Annotated in this window: 13 protein-coding genes; 1 reads left to right on the top strand and 12 read right to left on the bottom strand. The window is 57.2% G+C overall.

All coding sequences use genetic code 11. The features are described from left to right. Positions 1-162 precede the first annotated feature (162 nt). On the bottom strand, positions 163-855 hold the full coding sequence (locus tag ACTJLA_RS23230) for a hypothetical protein (RefSeq protein WP_054920389.1): 693 nt from the start codon (positions 853-855) through the stop codon (positions 163-165). Positions 856-1,109: 254 nt separating this feature from the next. On the opposite strand from ACTJLA_RS23230, the gene ACTJLA_RS23225 reads away from it, so the two are divergent. Beyond that, on the top strand, positions 1,110-1,367 hold the full coding sequence (locus tag ACTJLA_RS23225) for a hypothetical protein (protein WP_005783616.1): 258 nt from the start codon (positions 1,110-1,112) through the stop codon (positions 1,365-1,367). Between the two features lie 77 nt (positions 1,368-1,444). Here the strand turns inward: ACTJLA_RS23225 and ACTJLA_RS23220 are convergent, their stop codons facing one another. The 11 genes from ACTJLA_RS23220 to pgaB form a co-directional block, all read right to left on the bottom strand. Continuing rightward, the gene (locus ACTJLA_RS23220; RefSeq protein ID WP_072445732.1) at positions 1,445-1,888 is read right to left on the bottom strand and encodes a hypothetical protein; all 444 of its coding nucleotides are present in this window, start codon (positions 1,886-1,888) and stop codon (positions 1,445-1,447) included. Between the two features lie 110 nt (positions 1,889-1,998). Further along, positions 1,999-2,472, bottom strand: a complete 474-nt coding sequence (gene comJ, locus ACTJLA_RS23215) for a competence protein ComJ (protein ID WP_072445731.1) — start codon at positions 2,470-2,472, stop codon at positions 1,999-2,001. A 105-nt stretch (positions 2,473-2,577) separates the two neighbouring features. Then, positions 2,578-3,159: an imm11 family protein gene (locus ACTJLA_RS23210; protein ID WP_232241662.1), complete on the bottom strand. Its 582-nt coding sequence runs from the start codon at positions 3,157-3,159 to the stop codon at positions 2,578-2,580. A 234-nt stretch (positions 3,160-3,393) separates the two neighbouring features. Then, positions 3,394-3,750 carry a hypothetical protein gene (locus tag ACTJLA_RS23205; RefSeq protein ID WP_054896836.1) on the bottom strand — a complete coding sequence of 119 codons (357 nt, stop codon included), beginning with the start codon at positions 3,748-3,750 and terminating at the stop codon, positions 3,394-3,396. A gap of 399 nt (positions 3,751-4,149) precedes the next feature. Beyond that, a complete protein-coding gene (locus ACTJLA_RS23200; RefSeq protein ID WP_089042760.1) occupies positions 4,150-4,581 on the bottom strand; it encodes a hypothetical protein in 432 nt (143 codons plus the stop codon). A 997-nt stretch (positions 4,582-5,578) separates the two neighbouring features. Continuing rightward, complete coding sequence (locus ACTJLA_RS23195) at positions 5,579-5,980, bottom strand: DUF6911 family protein (RefSeq protein WP_054896839.1); 402 nt, start codon at positions 5,978-5,980, stop codon at positions 5,579-5,581. Further along, positions 5,977-14,133 carry a cytidine deaminase-like fold-containing protein gene (locus ACTJLA_RS23190; protein WP_089042759.1) on the bottom strand — a complete coding sequence of 2,719 codons (8,157 nt, stop codon included), beginning with the start codon at positions 14,131-14,133 and terminating at the stop codon, positions 5,977-5,979. Before ACTJLA_RS23190 ends, ACTJLA_RS23195 begins: the two co-directional genes overlap by 4 nt. A 30-nt stretch (positions 14,134-14,163) precedes the next feature. Then, complete coding sequence (locus tag ACTJLA_RS23185) at positions 14,164-15,885, bottom strand: ShlB/FhaC/HecB family hemolysin secretion/activation protein (protein WP_314551185.1); 1,722 nt, start codon at positions 15,883-15,885, stop codon at positions 14,164-14,166. Between the two features lie 455 nt (positions 15,886-16,340). Then, on the bottom strand, positions 16,341-16,817 hold the full coding sequence (gene pgaD / locus ACTJLA_RS23180) for a poly-beta-1,6-N-acetyl-D-glucosamine biosynthesis protein PgaD (RefSeq protein WP_314551183.1): 477 nt from the start codon (positions 16,815-16,817) through the stop codon (positions 16,341-16,343). Positions 16,818-16,819: 2 nt separating this feature from the next. Further along, on the bottom strand, positions 16,820-18,160 hold the full coding sequence (gene pgaC / locus ACTJLA_RS23175) for a poly-beta-1,6-N-acetyl-D-glucosamine synthase (RefSeq protein ID WP_054896841.1): 1,341 nt from the start codon (positions 18,158-18,160) through the stop codon (positions 16,820-16,822). A 2-nt stretch (positions 18,161-18,162) separates the two neighbouring features. Further along, a complete protein-coding gene (gene pgaB, locus ACTJLA_RS23170; protein ID WP_314551178.1) occupies positions 18,163-20,160 on the bottom strand; it encodes a poly-beta-1,6-N-acetyl-D-glucosamine N-deacetylase PgaB in 1,998 nt (665 codons plus the stop codon). Positions 20,161-20,167: the final 7 nt, after the last annotated feature.

The raw sequence follows: 20,167 nt of genomic DNA, 5'->3' as shown, positions 1-20,167 counted from the left end.
TGTGGGAGCTGGCTTGCCTGCGAAAGCGGTAGTGCAGCAACAGATGCAGCGACTGACACACCGCCTTCGCGGGCAAGCCCGCTCCCACAGGGGAACTGCGTTTAACCCTGACTGGTATTAGTCCAAGCCCGCCCACCAACAGCAGCCTGCCTTCGCACAGCCCTACTTGAGCTCCTTCACCAGGTACTGCGCAGAAATCTGCGTAATCCCGGTCAACGCCCGGCGCAAAGCTTCCGGGTCCGTGCGGTAGGTTAACGGCGTATAGCCATAAACGTTCTGACCATTAAACGGCGTGACCGCTTCAAAGGTGCGCCAGATCATCTCATCGCCGCGATCCATCTGCGCTAACACGTTAAGGGTCGGATAAATCACACTGCTGAAACCCTGGGTCAGGCGAAAGCCCCACTCGGACACGGTCAGCTGAATCTGCGCATCAGCCGGCTCATCGTCGCCGACCACCTTGAGCGTCGACGTCTTACCCAACTCATCGACAAAGCCCTGCTTGAGCAACACGCCAACATCGAGTTTTTCCGCCTCCATCACCGTCAGAATAGCCACCGGCGTCGGCATCTCGGCCAACTGCCCAAGCTTCATGCCGCCGGCAAACCCGGCACCACTCAACGCCGCAGTACCCACCTTGGACGCCCCGCTGGCCATGCCAACACCCGCGCCAACCCCGGCACCCAGGGCCGCGCCCCAGGCCTGTTCGCGGCCGAAGTACACCATGTTCTTTTCCCACTTCACGGGCAGGACTTTGACGGTCTTGATCTGCGCGCGGTTTTCGGGAGTGAGGGGGTGGCTGACGCAGCCGCCGAGGATGAGGGTGGTGAGGAGAATGAGGAGGAGGTTTTTCACATTGGTCCTTTAATGTTTGGGGTGAGGCTTTCAGATTTGCATAGTCGTAGTGCGTTTGTTCGTGAGCAGTATGTCGGCAATGGGTGGCAAGACGTTAGTAGCTGCGTACACGCTCCGAAGCAGCGGCATTTTGATGCCTTGCGCGGGCTTGGTGGTGCGGCTTATAGTCCGGCCGTCGCTCAAAAAGCGACCGGGTTTGGCGACCCGAAGAACGAGCCCTCAATAATCCAGAGAGCTTAATGATGAATCGATACATTCCCCTAACCGGCCACGACTGCACCGTCCCAGCCCTGATCATCGACACCCAGGCACCTCTCGACGTCCTTCACGACGCCGCCGTGCACCGCATTCGGGCCGTCACCCAACTGCTGGAAAACCTGGCCTTCCGCGAACAACTCAGCAGCGATGCCGTCGTGCTTTCAGACTTCGCCCATTTGCTGGCCATTCCGCTGCGCGATGGGTGTGACTTGCTGGATGTCATCAGTCGCAGGCTGAATGCCGATCCGTCCTGAGTGAAAATCGGGCGGCCTTAGTGTCGCCCCCTTTATGCGTGAGCAATTCAACTTAATAAACCGGTCCACTTTTTTCGTCATTTCACGCAGCAAACCTGATCATCCGAAAGATAATAAAGTCCCTCCAGCTTTCCGCAAATGGAAGGAAGACCGAAAACCGATTCTGAGGCATAAGAAATAGGCAGCTCGGTTCTAATCGAACAGGCAAACTCCGAACTTTCCCACGTTGGAGTGACTATACCGCTCCAAAAACTTACTGCGTCTCCCTTATCAGACAATATAACAGGCTTTACGTATTCAATTGCGGCATTGGAGTCCCAATATAAATAACCGCGATACACAGCGCCACTTTCACCAAGAAAATCAGTTAGAACGATAATCTGAAAATCTGAGCACGTTTCCTGTTCGGCGAGGGGGCGTACAGTTGACTCATCCTCCACTGTTTCGTCCATCGGAAAAAACCAAACGCTATAGCTATCAAGATCATCAATCGTTAGCTCATATACTTGTTTGTCCGACACAAATCGCCCCCTATGTAATTAAATACAACAAAAGGGGACAGAATTACTTAATAGGCTCTCAATTCTAATTTAAATAAATCTGTCCCTTTTCTACCCATTTCTCCGAATTTTTATCCTGCTGGAACCGCATCGATATCAAACTCACCTTGCTCGTCAATTTCGGCGTCTGCTCTCAACACCTCAAAATCGCAGCCCCCTAAATTCAAATGGACATTTATTTCATACGCTCCACTTGAGGAGGGTCTTATAAATTCGACCTGAAGAGAATAATCTCCTTCAGGCAGTTCTAGAGGAACCGTACTCGAAATACTACCAAGCTCAACATTTCTATCTTTCACCGTGAAGGGAACTTTAAGAGCCCGAACCACGTCTGCGCTAATAGCGGGCACTTGCTCGTTAATGAAAACGCTAATTATATGATCCCCTTCGTCGATCAAAGCTCTAAAAGAGGCACTTCCTAACCTCCACGCAAATCCTTGCGCATAACTACGATCACTCCAATCATTATACGGCTGATCAAGCGAGCTTAAAAACACGCAAAATTGCGAATAAGACAAATATATACTTTCTCTAAACCCAGCCATTAGCCCACCACCTTAATTCAACAAAAGGGGACAGATTTACTCAATAGCCTTTGTACTACCACCACGAATTAAGTAAATTCGCCGCCCTCACAACTACCTGACTAACTAGGCAACGGTTTCTTGATCGCCATTAACAGAATCAAACAGTACGCCGACAACACCAGCCGCCATAAATCGCCGTTTCACTTCTTCACTTACTATGACCGCACCCAAATATTTTTTAAGTTTAAATATATGACTTGATCCGACCCTGCCCGGGTCAACCACTAAATTGTAGAAAGCACGATAGTTGCCGGCCATATCTGGCCTAACAGGATCATCTACCTCAAACTTTTTATAGCGAGAGCGCTTTTCATCCACGCAATCAATTTGCGTTTCAATAATCATCAAAAAATAGCTCTGGCAAACCACTTTATTGTTTATCTTCACCGGCTCAAAAACGACATGCTGATAAAGTTCGTCTGTCTCTGGCAAACCGGCGAGCGAATTTTTTGCCCTCTCGCTTAAAACAGGAATACTGGCGTATCCAGCGAGGGAATAATCAACTTCTTTACCGTCGAACCTTACATCGAGGGTATATGTGCCTGGCTCCATAAAATTAACTGGAGGATCACTGAAATGCCAGTTATCTACATGATGTACATCTCCGAGCACCCACCTATCGCAGACAGTTACATCTTGTCGCATTAAGTAATATCTCATTTCAGTCCCTCGTAAGCCATTTATTAACTTCACTACCCACGATTACTGCTTCTGACTTAATCCCTTCCAATATTTTTGTCACGAATCAACGAAAAAAGGGGACTGTCTAGTCCTGAAATAGGTTTACACCTGCTTCAGGACTAGACAGCCTTTAAACTCTAGTCTAGATAAATCTGCCCTCTTTTCTTGTCCCTTTTCTTCAGTCCCCTTTTCTTCAACTTATTCATCATCCCATAACTGCCCCGGCGGCGCATAGTTACCATCTTCCAAGATGCTGCACCATCCAAAAAGCCTATAAAACATTTCAAGATCCAATATTTGGTAGATATCAATATCAACTTTTTTTAACGACACCCGACCGTGTGCATAGTGAGAGTATTGCCCACCTACCCCACCTATCGCTCTTTTTTCAAGTTCTGCACGATCCCACTCCAGAACGGTTCCTGCAGCTTCTGGCAAAGGGTCCAAAAATTCAATTTCAAACTCCGTTGCAATTTTGCAAATGCAAGGAATCAGCCTTTGCTCGAGCAGGCTGTGGGTTAACAAATTCTCGGGAAACTTAATGCTTAATTTCATTTCAGAGCATCCTTTGGAACAACAACATAACCTGAAAAATTCTTTTCAAAAGTAGTCGCGGGGCTAAAGTACTGCTTACCATGAGGATCACTGCAAAAGGGGACAGATTTATTTAATGCGCCTTTAAACTCTAATATTAAATAAATCTGTCCCCTTTTCTCGTGAGATTAAAAGGTGGTACCTACCCATCCATCTTTACTGGATACCCACGCAGACCGTGACGGCGCGCAACCCACAATCAGAAATACAACTACCATTATTACGCTAATTTTTTTCACGTTTTCTCTCCGTGAAAATGTGAAAAATGGGACATATTTATTTAATACGTTTTTCAACTCTAATTCTAAATAAGCCTTTCCCTTTTCTCACTTTTTTATTCATCTCCGCTCTGGCACCGACTCAACTTTTTCCATTTATATGATTTCGCCACGGCACGAGCAGTCCCTCCAACAAGACTCGATCAACAACACCATCATCAATGGCGCCGACAAAAGTTGTATCCAACTGAAACTCAAAGGAAATATCTTCCTTTTCCGATAACTTTTTTACGGCACAGACTATTTCTTCCACTTCATCTAGATTTTTTGAATCCATATCAACAGACAGTATATTCGGTTGCAGTGCTGAATAAATCTCCAACATTCCACCCACCACTTCCGCGCCCCCTTCGTCTATCGCGTAAATAAAGGTTGGCGGGGCAATGCTCCATATTCTTGACGCAGCGAGCTCATTCACGAGCTGCTGCACATTAGATCTAATAGACTGATCTAAGTCTTGAGCCACGTAGAAAATCAACTTTTGCTTCTCATGTTCTAGCGGTACGGAATGCATTATTCAGCTCCTTTTTTTGGAGGGTATGCCGGGAGAGCCGACCCTGGACCGCCTGGATTATATCTATACCCTCCTGGCATATGCGCATCCAAATGCCGTGTATCAGGCAGTGGCACAGTAAGTGGCGAACCCTGAACATAACAAAAGGGGACAGATTTATTTAATATGCTTTTCAACTCTAATTTAAATAAATCTGTCCCCTTTCTCATAACCTCTTTCTGAGGAGACATATTCAAAACCCTCACTTTTAAACTCCACGTGAGGAGTACCATCTTCGGGGGAGCTCTCTCTAACCAACAGCATAGACTTAGGCGCTCCCAACTTAGCGCCTATCAAACTCACGGTTTTCTGCAGCTCACCGAAATTGGAAACCATACTAATTCGTTCTTCTCAACAAAAGGGGACTGATTTATTTAATGCACCTTTAAACTCTAATTTAAATAAATCCGCCCCCTTTTCTCTCTTTTCTTTACCCTTAAAACAGCAGTTAAACGACATAACATCCTTTTACGTTAGAAGTTTCGTATCTCCATGACTTTATTAGCCGATCCGCAGCGACAAAAACCGAATATCGGCAATCCCTAATCCAAGTTATGTAATACCGCCTGCCTCCGTTTTCATCAACAACCTTATCAAAGGTCTTATTTTTATTTACAGGCGACCAATATGAGTCGCCACATCCTCGAGTGCAGTCTTTGTAAAGGTGGGAATCGAAATGAGTACCTACCCATAGATTCATTCCATTTTCCCAATTGGAATGGGAAGGTGCGCAGCCAGCCAAGGCCGACAATAATACTACTAAAAGCCATTTATTAATTTTCACGCTTTTTCTCCGACTCAATTGCTGGGCGGTACTTATCGTACAGTGCTCCATAATTTACAAGCAGAGCAGGCGGCACGAACAAAAGGGGACAGATTTATTTAATAGGGCTTTACCGCCATCTCGAATTAAAATAAATCTGTCCCCTTTTACTCTTTTATTACATTTTTATTATTTCTATGCACTCAAGACGAACGAACTCACATCACCAAAATTCAAAAACTCTTGAAAACAAGAAGTAACGACACCTATATCTCTAGTTATGAAACTCGCCGGGTAATAGTCGCCCAAAATCTCAACTGAACTTGTCCCCATCGACGTATTATTAAGAGTACGCACGACGTGCTCACCATCTTCAAGGTATTGATTTAGCATCAAAAGATAATTTCCAGAATCAGCGTAAAGATTGATTTCATACGGTCCATATTCAGGCGTCGGTGAAATAGACAACGAAGCGACACCGTCAAATTTTCTATACTTGCTTATAATGGACTTCACATCTTCCAGGGACGGTTGGCGAACAAGAGGGATTTGCAATCTACCGTGTTCAGGATTAAGTGTATACCCTCCAATTATCATCTATTTTTCTCCTTAATGGACTTCATGCCTGACTCCCAGTAATAGTTTTTCGGAAGTCCCGTTTTATCATCTATAGCTTTCACGGTGAGCGATTTCAACTCAGCTTTTTCTGCGGCAGCAGCAATGTCACCTTTGCAGAAACCGCATACATCTTTTCCTGCGACCGTCATGGACATGTCCGCCCCCGCAGTTTTACCAGAGCTATATGCTTGCTGAATCACACCTATTTCTGCGTGGGCATCTTTCATATTTCCGTTTGGATAAAGCTTGCCAGGATTCGTAGCAGCTTTATCTGCAATCCTATCCGTGATCAACGAAGGTATTTTCGGGTCTGCCTCGTTGAGCGGACGAGAGGTCTGATTGACGTCTTGGAAGGTTTGTCCACCTACCTTTCCCTCTGCGGCTACTTTCGGAGCCGCGCCCTTAGCCGCCCCTTCTATAACATTCCTCTCGGCCAGTGCAGCGGTTTCGGAATCCGTAAACATGCTTGTTGCGTTTGCATTCTTAGACGCAGCGCCTTTGGCTGCTCCTAACTCTGCTCCTTCAACGACTCGCCCAGCAACCTTACCTGCCCCTCCTAACCCACCGCCGAACATCATGCCAACCATTTCGGCATGATCACCCTTCATAGTTTGCTGCACCGCGAGGCGCGTGTCGTCCTGATTCTTATCTTGGAAGCCCCGAACGATAGACTGTTCTGCTTTGTTGAGCCCGCCGCTCTGATCATATTTATCCAGCGCTGCATTACCCGCCTCCACGTCTAGGCGCTGCGCATTACAACTCGTAGGATCATTACACTTCAGCAGCGTAATGCCAGTTTTCTTATCGCTGATTCCTGCGTACTTAGTAGCCACATCGCTACGGCAGGATGAAGGGCTGGCTGCCCCACGGCACCCTTTCAAATCCTTAACTAAATCATCAACTTCATGGTGATTTAGGTAGTTATAGGCCGTGGCATTTTTCGCGATTTCAGCACCTTTCTGCACGTCACCGTCAGTCGCACCAGCGGCCGCAATTCCGACCAATTGCGAAGCGGCTAGCAACAACGCTGGATCGCCATCTACCACTTTCGCCAGTGAGGTTACCAGTGCTTCGTTAGCTCCAGCAGCGAGAGCGCCCGTAGCAAAACTGCCGCCGCCAGCTTCACTCAAAAGCCCGCCAACCAAAGCATGCAGAGCGATTTTTTGAGGCCCTGATTCTGACCATTTTTGGCCTTTCGAGTAATCGCCTACAGCGTTAAAGGCGACCGCTTGCAACGTGCTCTGCAACTGCGACCGTAGGGAACTACCGAGATTGTCTCCAAAACTACCGCCTTGAATAGCAGTGCTTAAACTTGCTTGGGCAACTCCTTGCGCCCCCGAATAGACGGCAAACCTACCGATGTCAGACGCGGAACTGAGGTCAAACCCTTTTGTAATGTGATTGACGTTGTCGCCAGTTACACCAAACGCAGGATCAAGCACGCCAGCGGTAAAACCTGCAGCTAACGCCCCAGTTGCATACCCCTTCAAGGCTTTGCTTGACGTAATGTCTTGAAAAGTTGCACCGATGTTTCCGCCGTTATTGATGAAGCTGACGGTGCTTCCACTGGCAACTGAAGTTAACGCAGCAGTTGCCATAACGTTGCCCCAACCGGCTGCTGCGGTCCCAACCGCCGTACCAGCTGAGACCATAGCCGAACTGCCTGCCGCAGCCATTGCCGTACCAGACCCGGCACTGGCACCCGCAGCAGCGCCCGCGACGCTACTTGCGGCCCCAGCCGTCAAAACTGTCACTACGATGATGATCGCCAGCATGGCTCCTTGGCCTAAGCTGGAATGGCTGTACTTGAACGAATCATGCAGTTCCTGCACTTGCCGCCAATCCACATCCCCACGCTTCTCGGCTTCTTTCAACCAAGCCAACTGTGGGTCTGCTTTGACCATCACATCAATCGTCTGGCTAACCGTGTTCTGATCAATCTGTTTAATGTCGATCTTCAGCCCGTTAACCGCCTTGATCGCCAACTCACCCTGTGCCTTCAACTCACTTTGGCGCAACGTCTCGTCGGTATTACCCTTGCCCTTGGCGCTGGTCCAAGCCAGGTCACCCTTGCTTTTCTCGTGACTCTCCTGGTGCAGGTCTTTGACTGCCTCGAACGTCACCGCACCGCCACTGGTGATCGCCAGGTCGTTACCACTCTCAAGCTTGGCCCGCTGATACAACTGATCACCGCCACTGACCAGTGACAGATCACCACCAGTCTTGATCTCAGTCCCCACATTCGTGACGTGGGTCACCTCATCACGCTTGGTCTTCTTCGCGCCCCAGCCCCCCTTCTCCTTCATGTCGTAAAGGCTGTAGGTGCTGTTCTGCGCAGCCAACAAACTCAACTTGTCCCCGCTATACAGATAAGCCTCATTCCCCGCGCTGATCCTGCTCGCCACGATCGTGGTGTCACGCCCCGCCTGGCTGACAAAATCCCCACCCGCCGTCAGCACGCTCGCCACTTGAGTGGTCTGGTCGTCCGAGGTCTTGATGCGTTTTTTGCCGTCCTTTTCCTTGCCCTCAACGTTGTGCATATCGCTGACCGAGGCGACGTTGAGGTCGCGGCCGGCGGCGATGTTGAGGTCTTTGCCGGCGGTGGCGGTGCTGCCGATGATGTTGACGTCTTGCCCGGCCTGCATGTTGAGGTTGCCGCCCGCCGTGACGCTGGCGGCGAGGTTTTTGACGTCGGTGGTGATGCTGGATTTCTCGCCGCCGTCGCGGGTCTCGTGTTTGACGCGGGTGTCGCTGGCGGCGATGAGGTTGAGGTCGCGGCCGGCGGTTAAGTTAGCGTCGTTGCCCGCTACCAGGGCACCTCGGTTGGTGAGGTCGCGGCCGGCGTCGATGGCGAGGTTTTCGCGGGCGACGATGGTGCCGGCGCTGGTGTCGGTGAGGGTGCGCATGCCGGCGCCGTCACGCACCTGGATGGTGGTGGTTTCGTTGGTGATGTCGCCTTTGAGCGCCGTGAGGCTGACTTGTTTGCCGCGGATTTCCCCGGCCATGGCGTTGCGGATGCTGTCTTGGGCCAGCAGGTTGAGGTTGTTGCCGGCTTCGACCAGGCCGCCGGTGTAGATACTGCCGCTGCTGATGGCGGAGAGGTTGTTGCTGGCGCGCAGGGTGCCGACGTTGATCAGGTCGCCGCCGGTGACCAGGTTGAGGTCGCGGCCCTGGATGAGGCTGTTGCCGCGCACGTTGCGCGAGTCGGCCTGGGCCAGGTACAGCACCGGTACGAGCACGGTCTGGCCGTCGATGACGCGGTTTTCCATCCACACGATGTCGTGGGTCAGGGCGCCGACTTGCTGGTCGGTGAGGGCCACGCCCAGGCTCAGGCGCAGGGCGTCTTTGCTGGCGAGGCCGTTGTCCATCAGGTAGCGGAACTGGTCGGCGTCGCTGTACAGGCCGCCGGCGAGGAAGCGTTGGCCGGTTTGCGCGAGGACGGCGTCGCGGATCAGGCGGGTTTCGTACTGGCCGTCACCGAGGCGGCGCCAGGCGTTGTCGGCGGTGAAACCGAGTTTGCCGAGCATGTAGTCGGAGCTGAAGAAGCCCGACACCGAGGTGAATTCGGGGTTGGTTTCGATCAGGTAGTGGCTGGCGGGGTCGGCGTTTTTGACGAACAGGCCGTACTCGCCCTTGGGCAGTTGGAAGGTGGGCGAGGTGGTGGGGTCGACCGGGGCAAACGCGGTGCCGGTGTAGTCCACGGGCACGAAGCCGCCACCAGGGGCCACGCCTACCACGGGCAATACGCTGCCGGGCGCCTGGGCGCTCGGGTCGTTGGCGTGTTTGCTCAGGTTGATGTTGATGCCGCCGACGGGGATGCCGGTCTGGTCGTCGCCGAGGGTGCCGGTCAATTGGGCCAGGGTGTTGTTGTGCAGCGTGCCGTTTTGCAGGGTGCGGGCGACGTTGAGGTTGACCGTGCCGCCCGCTTGCAGGGTGGCGTCGTAGCCGGGGCCGCTGTTGTTGGTCCAGGTGGTGACGTCACTTGCGTAGGCGAACGGCAGGCTGTTGGGTGAGCGGCTTTTGAGTTCTTCGAAGCGCGCCTTGTCGAAATTCCCGGCCGCCGTGGCCGCATTGAACGCGGGCACGTCGACGTATTGCATGCGTTCAAACAAATCGTCGGAGACGTGACCTGGCGTGCCGATGACAAGCTTGCGCTGGCCCGTGCGCGTGGCGGCGCCCTGGTTGAGCAGGTCACCGGCAGTGATGCTCAGGTCGCCATTGGCGGCCATCAGGCTGTAGCGGTTCTGCACGTTGTCGCCTTGCAGCAGCATGTTTTTGCCCGCCACCAGGCGCGCCGCTACCGAGTCCTTGGTCGCCGCCTCAAGGTACGTCTCGTAGATGGTGATCTCGCCACGTTCCCAGTTGTCGCTCTCGCCGCAGTGCTGGCCACAGATCCAACTCAAACTGCCGGTGGTCAGTGTTTGCCCGAGTTCGAACTCATCTTTGGCGTTTTCGATAAAGCCCGCATTGATGCCGATCGAGCCTTCGCTTTCCACGGTGCCGGAGCGGTTGCTGAACAGCACGGCACGCCCGCCATCGCGGGCGGCGAAGCTCAGGTTGCCTTTGCTGTAGACATCGCCATAGCTGTTGCTGAAGCCATTGCTGCGCAAGGTCATGTCGCCGCCGCTGAACAGCAGCGTGTCGGCGGCATTGGTGATGCCGTTGACCGCGGTGAGGTTCACCGCGCCCTGGGCACCGAGGGTGCCACGGTTGTTGATTTGCGCGGCGGCGATATCCAGTTGCTGGCGGGCGGTGAGGAACCCGAGGTTGTCCAGGGTGCCGTCCAGGGTCAGGCGCGCATTGGTTGCGGCCAGGCGGCCGCCGTTCTGGCTGAGGTTGTTGGCGGCGACGGTAAGTGTTTGCAGGGCCGAGACGCGGCCGCTGTTGGTGATATCGCCCGTGGTGATGCTGATGTCACCGTCGCTGAGCAGTTCGCCGCCGTTGTCCAGGCTGGCCACGTTGAGGATCAAGCCCTTGGCGCTGGCCATGCGGTCACCGGCCTTGAGGGCCAGCCCTTGGGCGCTCTTGTAGGTGAGCACGTCGTTGAGTTGCACGCGGCCCAGGCCGTCGACCTTGCCGAATGCCCAGTCGGCGCTGCCCATGCCCTGGATATTGCCCTGGCTGCCTGCGAGGCTGGCGGTGTTGAGGTGGAACAGGCCGGTGCCGGCGTGTTGCAGCATGCCGTTCTGGTTGTTGAGGCTGGCGGCGTCAAGGCTGAAGGCCTGGCTGCCGAATTCGAGGGTGCCGTTCTGGTTGTTCAACGCACCGCTGAGGTTGAGTTTGCTGCTGGCGCCGCCCAGGGCACGCAGTTGGCCGTTGGCGCTGTTGTCCAGGTTGCCGCCGGTGAGGGCCAGGCCCTGGTTGGCTTCGATCAGGCCGCCCTGGTTGGTGAGGGTGTCGCGTGAGGTCAGGTTGATCTGATTGCCGCTGACCTGGCCGCCCGCGCTGTTGTCGAGGCTGGCGCCGCTGACGGTCACTTGTTCTTTGCCGAACAGTTTGCCGCCACGGTTGGCCAGGGCTTCTACGGTCAGTTGCAGGTTACCGACCAGGCTGGCCATCAGGCCGCCGCTGGCGTTGTCGACGCTGTTGGCGGTGACGCTCAGGCTGTCGCCCTGCACGGTACCGCCCTGGTTATCCAGGCGGGTGGTGTTCAGTTCGGTGAGGGCGCCGCCGCTGAGGATCAGGCCCTTGCGATTGCTCACATCCTGGCCGCTGTAGCTCAGGCCTTCGGCGCCGGCCAGCAGTTGGCCGTTGTCGTTGTTCAGGTGCTGGGCGGCGATATCCAGGCGCTTGCCGCGCAGGGTGCCGCCGTCGTTGTTGAGGGTGGTGAGCTGCTTGACCAGCACGCTGCGTTCGCCCGCGTCGATCTGGCCGCCGACGTTGGTGAGCAGGTCGCTGACCTTGAGCACCACGTCGCCGCCATCGCTGACCAGCGCGCCTTTGTTGCTGTTGTCGAAGGTTTGCGCGGTGACGTCGACGGTCTGGCCCAGCAGGATGCCGGCGCTGTTGTCCAAGCGCTCGCCTTGCAGTTGCAGCAAGCCTTCGCTCTGGATGCGGCCCTGGGCGTTGAGCAACTGGCCCGGGCCCTTGAGCAGCAGGCTTACGCCCTGGGCGCCACCGGCCAGCAGGCCGGCGTTGCGGTTGTCGAGGCCCGAGGCGCGTACGTCGAGGTGGTCACCCAACACGCGCCCGGCGCGGTTGTCGATGTCGCCGCCGGCCACGTCGAGCAGCAGTTGTTTGCCGACGATCGTGCCGCTCTGGTTATCCAGGTTCGCGGCGTGCAGTTCGATATCGCCCTGCCCGGCCTGCAAGCGGCCCTGGGCGTTGTTGAGCTGTTGCGCAGCGGTGAGGGTGAGTTTGCCGGTGTCGGCGCTCAGTACGCCGCCTGCGTTGCTGCTGAGGGTGCCGGCCTTCACGTTCAGGTCGGTGCTGGCCTGGGCGAAACCCTGGTTGTTATTGAAGGTGTTGGTAACGGCGAGGTTGAGCGCGCCACCGTCGGCCTGGATCAGGCCCTTGAGGCTGTTGTCGAGGTTGCTGGCAGTGACGGTCGCGGTTTTGGCCACCAGCACGCCGTTCTGGTTGTTCAGGTTGCCGGCGTTGACGGTCAGGTCGTTGGCGATGACTTGGCCGCCGCTGTTGTTCAGGTTGGCGCTGGTGAGCACCAGGCTGCCACCGGCCATTTCGATACGGCCCTGGCGGTTGTCCAGGGAGGCGCTGTTGAGCGTGGCGGCCTGGCCTTCGCCGAAGCGGATCAGGCCGCCGAGGTTGACGATGGCCGGCGAGTTGATCGCCAGGCTCTGCTCACCGAACAGGCGCGCAGTGGCGCCCTGATTGGTGAGCTTGGCGCTGCTGACCTCGACGCTCTTGGCCTGGATGATCGCGCCCTGGTTGGTCAGCGCTTGTGCGGCGGTGATCGCCAGGGCGCGGCTGGCCAACAGGTTGCCGCTGGTGGTGACGGTTTGCGCGTTTACCACCAGGTCGCCCGTGGTGTTGCGGCTGTTATCGGCGGCGACGCCGGCTTCGATGATGCCCGGGTTGTTCACGCTGGCCGCGTTGATTTCGATGCGCTGGCCGGCGGCGATGCTCTTGCGGTTGACCAGGGCCTGGGCGCTGGTGACCTGCACGTTGCCGTTGGCGTAGACCTTGTCGGTGAGGTCGACGTTTTGCGCGGTGACCTTGACGTTACCGGTGGCCGCCGCCTGCGCCATGCTGAGGCGCCCATTGGCGTCGAGCTGAATATCGCCACCACTGGCCGCCAGCGTGCCGTCGAGCTTCACGCCCACACCGGCCTCGGTGCCCACCAGTTTGATCGCGCCGGCATACATGCCGCCCAGGGCCGAGGAGTCGATCGCCAGCTCGGGCTTGGCGCTGCCGTCATCGGCACGGGCGGTGGTTTTCAGGCTTTGCGCGTCGACGTCGTTGCGCCCGGCGATCACGTTGAGTTCGCGGGCGTTGATTTGTGCGTTGATCTTGGCCGAGCGGGTGATGATATCGAAGCGTTCGACATTGCTGGCGTTCAAGCCTTCGCCGTCGATGGTCACGGCGCCGCCATCCACTTCATAGCGCTGCAACTGGCCGCTTGCATCGAGTACCGGTTTGCCGGTGGTGAGGGTGACGTTGGGGGTGTTGATAAAGCCGCAACCGCTGCACGTCACGCCGTACGGGTTGGCGACGATGACCTTGGCCGACTGCCCCGCCACTTCGGTATAGCCGCGCAACTGGCTGGGGCTGCCGCCGTTGACTTCGTTGAGGATGACGTTCGCCGCGCCGCCCTTGAGGTTGGGGTTGCCGACAATGATCCCGCCCAGTTGGGTGTTAGTCATGGTGCCGTTGGCGTTGTTGAGGATCACGCCGTTGGGGCCGACGTTGTAGTCCTTGAACTGGTTATGGGACAAGCCCGCGCCATTGGGGGTAGCGATGTTTACCACCGGCACGCCATTGCCCGCCGCGCCCACGGTGGTGCCCGGCGCACTCACCACAATGCCCTCGGCCTGGGCCAGCAGCGGCTGCCAGAACAGTGCGTTGGCAAGGATCAACGCCAGCCCGCGCTTGGGCAGGCCGAAGAACGCGTCCCGGCGCTTCAGGGCGGCAGAAGGTTGGCGGGCCAGGAAGGCGAATTGGCGAACATCCATTGTCAGGCTCTCATGCAGCGGGGCGTTGAATTACAGGAAAAAATCCATGCGGAAGTAGATCGGCGCTTCGCGCTCGGTAACCACACCGGGTCTTTCTAACGAATGGGCAAAGGTCACGCTGGTGCTGACGTGTTTGCCACGGGCGAACAGCTCCAGGGAGTTGCTGGACACCCGGCCATGAACGTTGTCGTTGTAGCGGTCGTTGCGGATCACGCCCTGGTCGTAGCCGACACTGGCGCCGTACTCGGCGAAGGCCGGGCGCATCCAGTCGAGGGTCACCGGGCGCGCCCAGCGCACTTCGTTGCGCCAGTAGCCGCCGCTGTCGCCGGTCAGCAACTGGTCCTTGAAACCGCGCACCGACGCCGAGCCGCCGAGGCTCATGCGCTGGGGCGAAAACAGAATGTCTTCGCTGCGTTGGCCGGTGGCCAAACTGCTGAAGCTGAACGACTCGCCCCACAGGCTGAACGGTTGCAGGTAGCTGACGGTGGCGGTGTATTTGCGGTAGCGCGAATTGGGCTGGCGCCGACCGAGCGGGTCACGCTCGTCTTGAGACTGGGCGTCGAGCAGGCCGATGCCGCTTTGCATGCCAAGGTCCAGGTTGACGAAGGCACTGCCGATGCGCCGACCGTGGTTGACGCCCAGTTGCAGTTCGCTGAGGCGGTTGCTGCTGGCCTCGGTGCGTGCGTCGAGGATGTAGTTGTTGGTGCGCAGGTGCGCCAGGCCGACGTTGACCGAGGTCTTGCTCACATCGTCGCGATGGATCACCCGCTCGGCGCGCAGTTGGTGGTTCTGGTTGTCGCCGTCCTGCTTGAATTTGAAGCCGTCGGTCAGGCCGTAGGTGCGGTAGTCGCTCTCGCTGTAGGTGTAGCTGAAGTTCCACCAGCCCCAGGGCAGGTTGTAGTAGAGCATGGTGTTTTTCGAGGTTTTCTGGTGGTCGGTGATGGCGTCATGGCCGCCGCGCAGCATCAGTTGGTCACCCAGGCCCAGTGGGCTGTCCCACTCAAGGCCAGCGCCCCATTGCTGTTCGCCGGTGCTTTTCTGCCCATCGTTGTTGCGCGACAGGCTGGCGCGCCAGGGCTTTTGCGCGGTGTTCTTGACCACCACGTCGCTGCCGCCGATTTGCTTGCCGGGGGTGAGTTCCATCTGCGCCTGTTTGGACGGCAGGCGGTTGAGCTGGTCCACCAGTTGCTCGATTTCACGCAGGTTAAGTGCTTCGCCAACTTTGCCGGGAAAGGCCATGGCCAGTTCGCGGTCGGTCACCGTGCTGCCTTCGGCGCTGCGCAACGCTTCGAGTTTGCCTTCCACCACCAGCACTTGCAGATGGCCGGTGGAGAGGTCTTGCTGCGGCAGGTAGGCACGGCTGGTGACGCGGCCTTTGCCGAGGTAGTAGTCGGTGATGGTTTTGAGCAGGTCGTTCAGTTGGGACACGCCCAGGCACTGGCCGATGTAGGGCTTGAGCAAGCGCTCGCGGTCGGGCGCCGGCAGGCTGTCGGCGCCTTTGAGTTCGATGGTTTTGATCGGGAAGCAACGGGTGTCGGCCGGGGTTGCCGGGGCTTGGGGCTTGTCCGCTTTGCCGGGCAGATCCTGAAGCTCCTGGAGGCGCCGCTGTTGCTCTTCGAGCAGGCGGTTCTGCCGGTCGCGGATCAAGTCTTGATCGCCAGGCGTGGGGGCGGCGGATGCACTGTTCAGGCCCATGCAGGTGAGCAGGAGGGTGCAGAGCAGTAACCGGGTCCGTGGCAATAACGAAGACATGTTCGATCCATCGAAAATCAAGGGCCGCGAAACTAACATCGAACTTCCAGCCCGCCTAGAAACGGGCGACGTGGGGCCGTTCGACTGATTAGTTTTCTAACCTGTTGATTATTAATGATAATTTTTCATCAAAAGAGTTTAAGTCGGGCACTTGCAGTGATTATTCCGACAAGTGGCAACTGTTTTGATGGCGATTCGACGAATGACTTTCCGACTGCCATTACTTAGCCATCAGATGTTCGCCGAGTTAGGTTAGTACCGGAGAAGGGGGAAAAGTTCGCGGGGGTTTTGTGAATTGGATCCCATTTATCGGAATTGCGACACGTGCGTTGAATCAGGTGGGGAGCACTCGCGCCATTTTGTAGGAGCGAGCTCGCTCGCGAAAAACTCACAGGCGCCGCGTTTATTCAGAAAGCACCCGTTATCGTTGGCGTTTTTCGCGAGCAAGCTCGCTCCTACATAATGCCCTTGACTTTGTCGGGCACCAGGGTCAGGCCGGGGCGTTCGACGTCGCGGGAGACATGGGATTTCACTTCTTCGACGCCGCCTTCTTCGTCGTTGTGGATGACCAGCACGCCGGGGCGGCGCAGTTGTTCGAGGTCGCCATCGCCCAAGTTGAAACTTTCACTCAGGTGCTGGTCGCTCAGCGCATTGGCCTCGGCGCGGCGCTGGGCGAATTTGCGCCCGCGATGCTGCTGATAACGTGCCCAACTGATCAGGATCACCGCATTGAACAGCGCGATCCACAGGTAAACCTGCAAGGTGTTGAGCGCCGCAAAGATCGGCGCCTCGATGCGTGGGCCGCCGTGGGTTTCAAGCATGGCGCTGATGCCTCGCGCCAGCAGCCAGATCAACCCACCCCAGGCCAGCAGGGTCAGCAGCACATCGACGATCCACATCAGTGTGTTTTGGCGAGTTCTGACCAGTTTCATGATCACGCCTCCTCTTGTGCAGGTTTGATACCGCGGTCCGGGCTGACCCAGCGTGCGCGTTTCTGATGCTGGTTGAACAACACCTTGGGAAAGCTGACCAGGGTGGTGAGCAGGCTCACCAGCCAGAACACCATCGGGTACCACACGGTCCAGAACAGGGTTTTCCACAGGTCTTTTTCGTAGCGCCGGTCGATCAGGATGCTCACCGCAAACTGCAGCAGGCACACCATCGCCAGCACCAGGCCGGTGAACGCGGGCGGCACCAACGAGCTCACGGTGATCGCCGCCGGCAGCGTGACGAATTTACCCACGGCCCAGAAGATCACCGACAGCAGGAAGGTGAAGGCCCAACCGGTAGACAGGCAGTACTCGAACAGCAGCGGCCACAGGTAGCGGTGGCGCCATTGCCAGATGCCACGGATGTTCTTGAACAGCACTTCAGCGCCGCCCTGGGCCCAACGCAGGCGTTGTTTCCACAGGCCGCCGACGGTTTCGGGCATGAGGATCCAGCACAGCGCGCGCGGCTCGTAGAAGATCGCCCAGTGATCGAGTTGCAGCTTCCAACTGACATCGATGTCCTCGGTGATCATGTCGGTGCTCCAGTAGTCGATGCGGTCCAGGGCCTTCTTGCGAAACGCCACCACCACACCGGAGACCGTGAAGATCCGACCGAATACCCGCTGGGTACGCTTGATCAAACCGATGATCGAGGAGAACTCGCCCACCTGCACCCGGCCGATCAGGGTCGAGCGGGTACGAATGCGCGGGTTGCCGGTGACGGCCCCCAGGCGCGGGTTGTCGAGCATCGGCGCGACCATGTAGGCGGCCGCGTTTTTGTCGAGCAAGGCATCGCCGTCGATGCACACCAGGTATTCGCTGCGGGCGGCCACGGCGCCCATGCGCAGGGCCACGGCTTTGCCCTGGTTCTGCGCCAGGTGCAGCACGCGCAAGCGCGGGTGTTGCAACGCCAGGGCATCGAGAACTGCGGCGGTGTTGTCGCTGGAGCCGTCGTTGACCGCGATCACTTCGATGTTCGGGTACAACTGGCCGAGGGCCGCGCCAATGGTGTCAGCGACGTTATCGCCCTCGTTGTAGCAAGGGATGATGATCGAGATCAGCGGCTCGCCGGCCAGGGTCGGCGCCGGCGTGTCTTCTTTCCACGGCCAGTGGCGTTCCCAGTGCAGCCAGAAATACAGGCCACCGGCTATCCATAGTGCCGACATGAACAACGGGTAGAAGAACACGAAGTCCATCAGGAACTGCCCGGTCACCAGGAAGATCAGGCCCAGGGGCAAGCCCAGTACCAGTGCCAACACGAATAGAGCCAGGATTCTGTCAACCATGATCAAGGGTTCCATTGGTTGGAGAGGGCCGGACGAATAGTTTTCAAGTCCGGGGAGTTTTCCAGGAAGTTGTCCGGGTAGTAGCCGAAACTGGTGACGCCCTGGCGTTTGAGTACACCCATCCACTCTGCCAATTGCTCAGCGCTGATATCCGGTGCGGCCTGGGTGCGCCAGTCTTTGGCTTGCAATTCGAAGATGGTTTTTTCCATGGCGCCGGGGCGCGCCTTGACCGTGGCGATGAGTTTTTCCAGCCAGGCGTTGGAGGTCTTCACTTCCTGGCCTTCCATCAACGGCATCGCCATCGGCGCGGTCCAGTCGTAGGCCTGGAGGAAGTCATCAAGGTTCTGCGCGAACCAGGTTTCGCTGCCAGGGTTGAGCATCGGCTCGGCGAAGATATTGCGCGCGGTGAGTACCTGCGGCCCACGGACAGCGCGGACCTTGGCGGTGAGCTCATGGGTGAAGTCGATCAGGTAGCGGCTTTTGAAACGGGTCCAGCGCTGCATCACGGCCGGGTCGGCACGCAGGGCGGCGATGGTGTCCGGCAGGCCTTGGGCCGCATAGGCCTTGAGCGCTGCGGGGCTGGCGTCTTCGAAGTCGTTGAACACCGCATCATCGTGGTAAAGGATGCCGTCAATCGGCCCTACACGCGCCAGGTCTTGGTAGATCTCACCGATGATCTGCCGCACCTTGGGATCAAACGGCGACAGGCGCTTGTATTGATCCGGGTCGGGGCCGACCTGGCCGGTTTCCGGGTCCCAGCGGGTGACACGCGGCAGCTTGGGGTCCAGGGCAAAACTCAGCACCGGCATCCAGGCGTACACACTGGCACGGGCACGGGTGTGCAACTGCCAGGCGACACGGTTGAAAAGATCGGCCCGCATCGGCAGGTGACGGTTAGGGAAGTACAGCGAATGCACCAGGCCGTCGCCCTTGGGGTCGGCGAAGGCTTGCAGGAACACGGTGCCAGCACCCATGTCCACCACGCGCTGAACCAGCACGTCGAGGTTGCGCGCCTGTTGGGCCGGGTCGGGGTCGTACACGTTGTCCAGGTCTACGTGCAGCACGCGCATCGGCGCTTTGGTCTGCACGGCGACCATGCTGTTGGCAAAATGCTCGCCGTCCGGGTCTGAGGCCACCAGAAAGCGTGGGCTGTTCATCAGGTTGCCGAGGTCGTCGAGCCCGTCTTCCAGGGTCAGCGCCATCTCGTAGCCGTGCTCGCCGACCACCGCCAACGAGGTGCCATCGGCGGCCCCGTACGGCCACACCCATACACGCGGCGCCTTGCCGGTGACGGTTCGGATTTTGTTCGAAATCGCGGCGACGTCAGCCCGCATACGCGCCTGGAACTGCGCTTCGCTTTCGTAGCCGTTGGTTTTGGGGTCAAAACTTCGCGTGGTGGCGGCCGGTTCCAGGTTGCCCTGGGGGTTGGCCAGGATGCCTTTGTGATTGGCGTCGGTGTGGGCGGCGATTTCCACCAGGCCAGACTGCGACACCTCGCGAATCTGCTGCCACGTCAGGAACTCTCCCCGTGGTCGTGGCGTACCGGCAAAATCCACCGGTTGGTTCAACGGCGTGTCGATCCAGGACCCCACCGGTGCCAGCAATGCAGGCCAGTGGTAGGCACGCAGAATCGGCATCACGCGGGTGTAGAAGCTGGAATAACCGTCATCGAAGCTGAGCATCACCGCCTTGGGCGGCAATGCCGGGCCGCCGCGCCGGGCTGCCAGGATCTGGTCGACGCTGACCGCCTGGTAGCCGTTTTCACGCAGCCACGCCAGCTGCTCGATCAAACGCTCGGTGCGCACCGCCACCACGGCTTGATCGGGGTCGCGATCTTCTACGTCGTGATAGGCAATGCCCAAAAAGTGGTTCTTCGGCCACGGCGCTTCGTTGGGCGCTATCGGCCGTTCGGCGGGTGGAGTGTAGGGCGCGGGTTGTTGGGCGCAGGCGGCGGCCAGCATTACACCCAGGACCAACAAGCAACGGCTGAGGACGGTCATGGTCAGG

Origin of the sequence: Pseudomonas sp. 22072, from assembly GCF_052046095.1 — a bacterium.
GTDB classification, from domain to species: domain Bacteria; phylum Pseudomonadota; class Gammaproteobacteria; order Pseudomonadales; family Pseudomonadaceae; genus Aquipseudomonas; species Aquipseudomonas paracarnis.
Note: the sequence above shows the minus strand (reverse complement) of the source record. Positions and strands in the feature narration are given on the sequence as shown.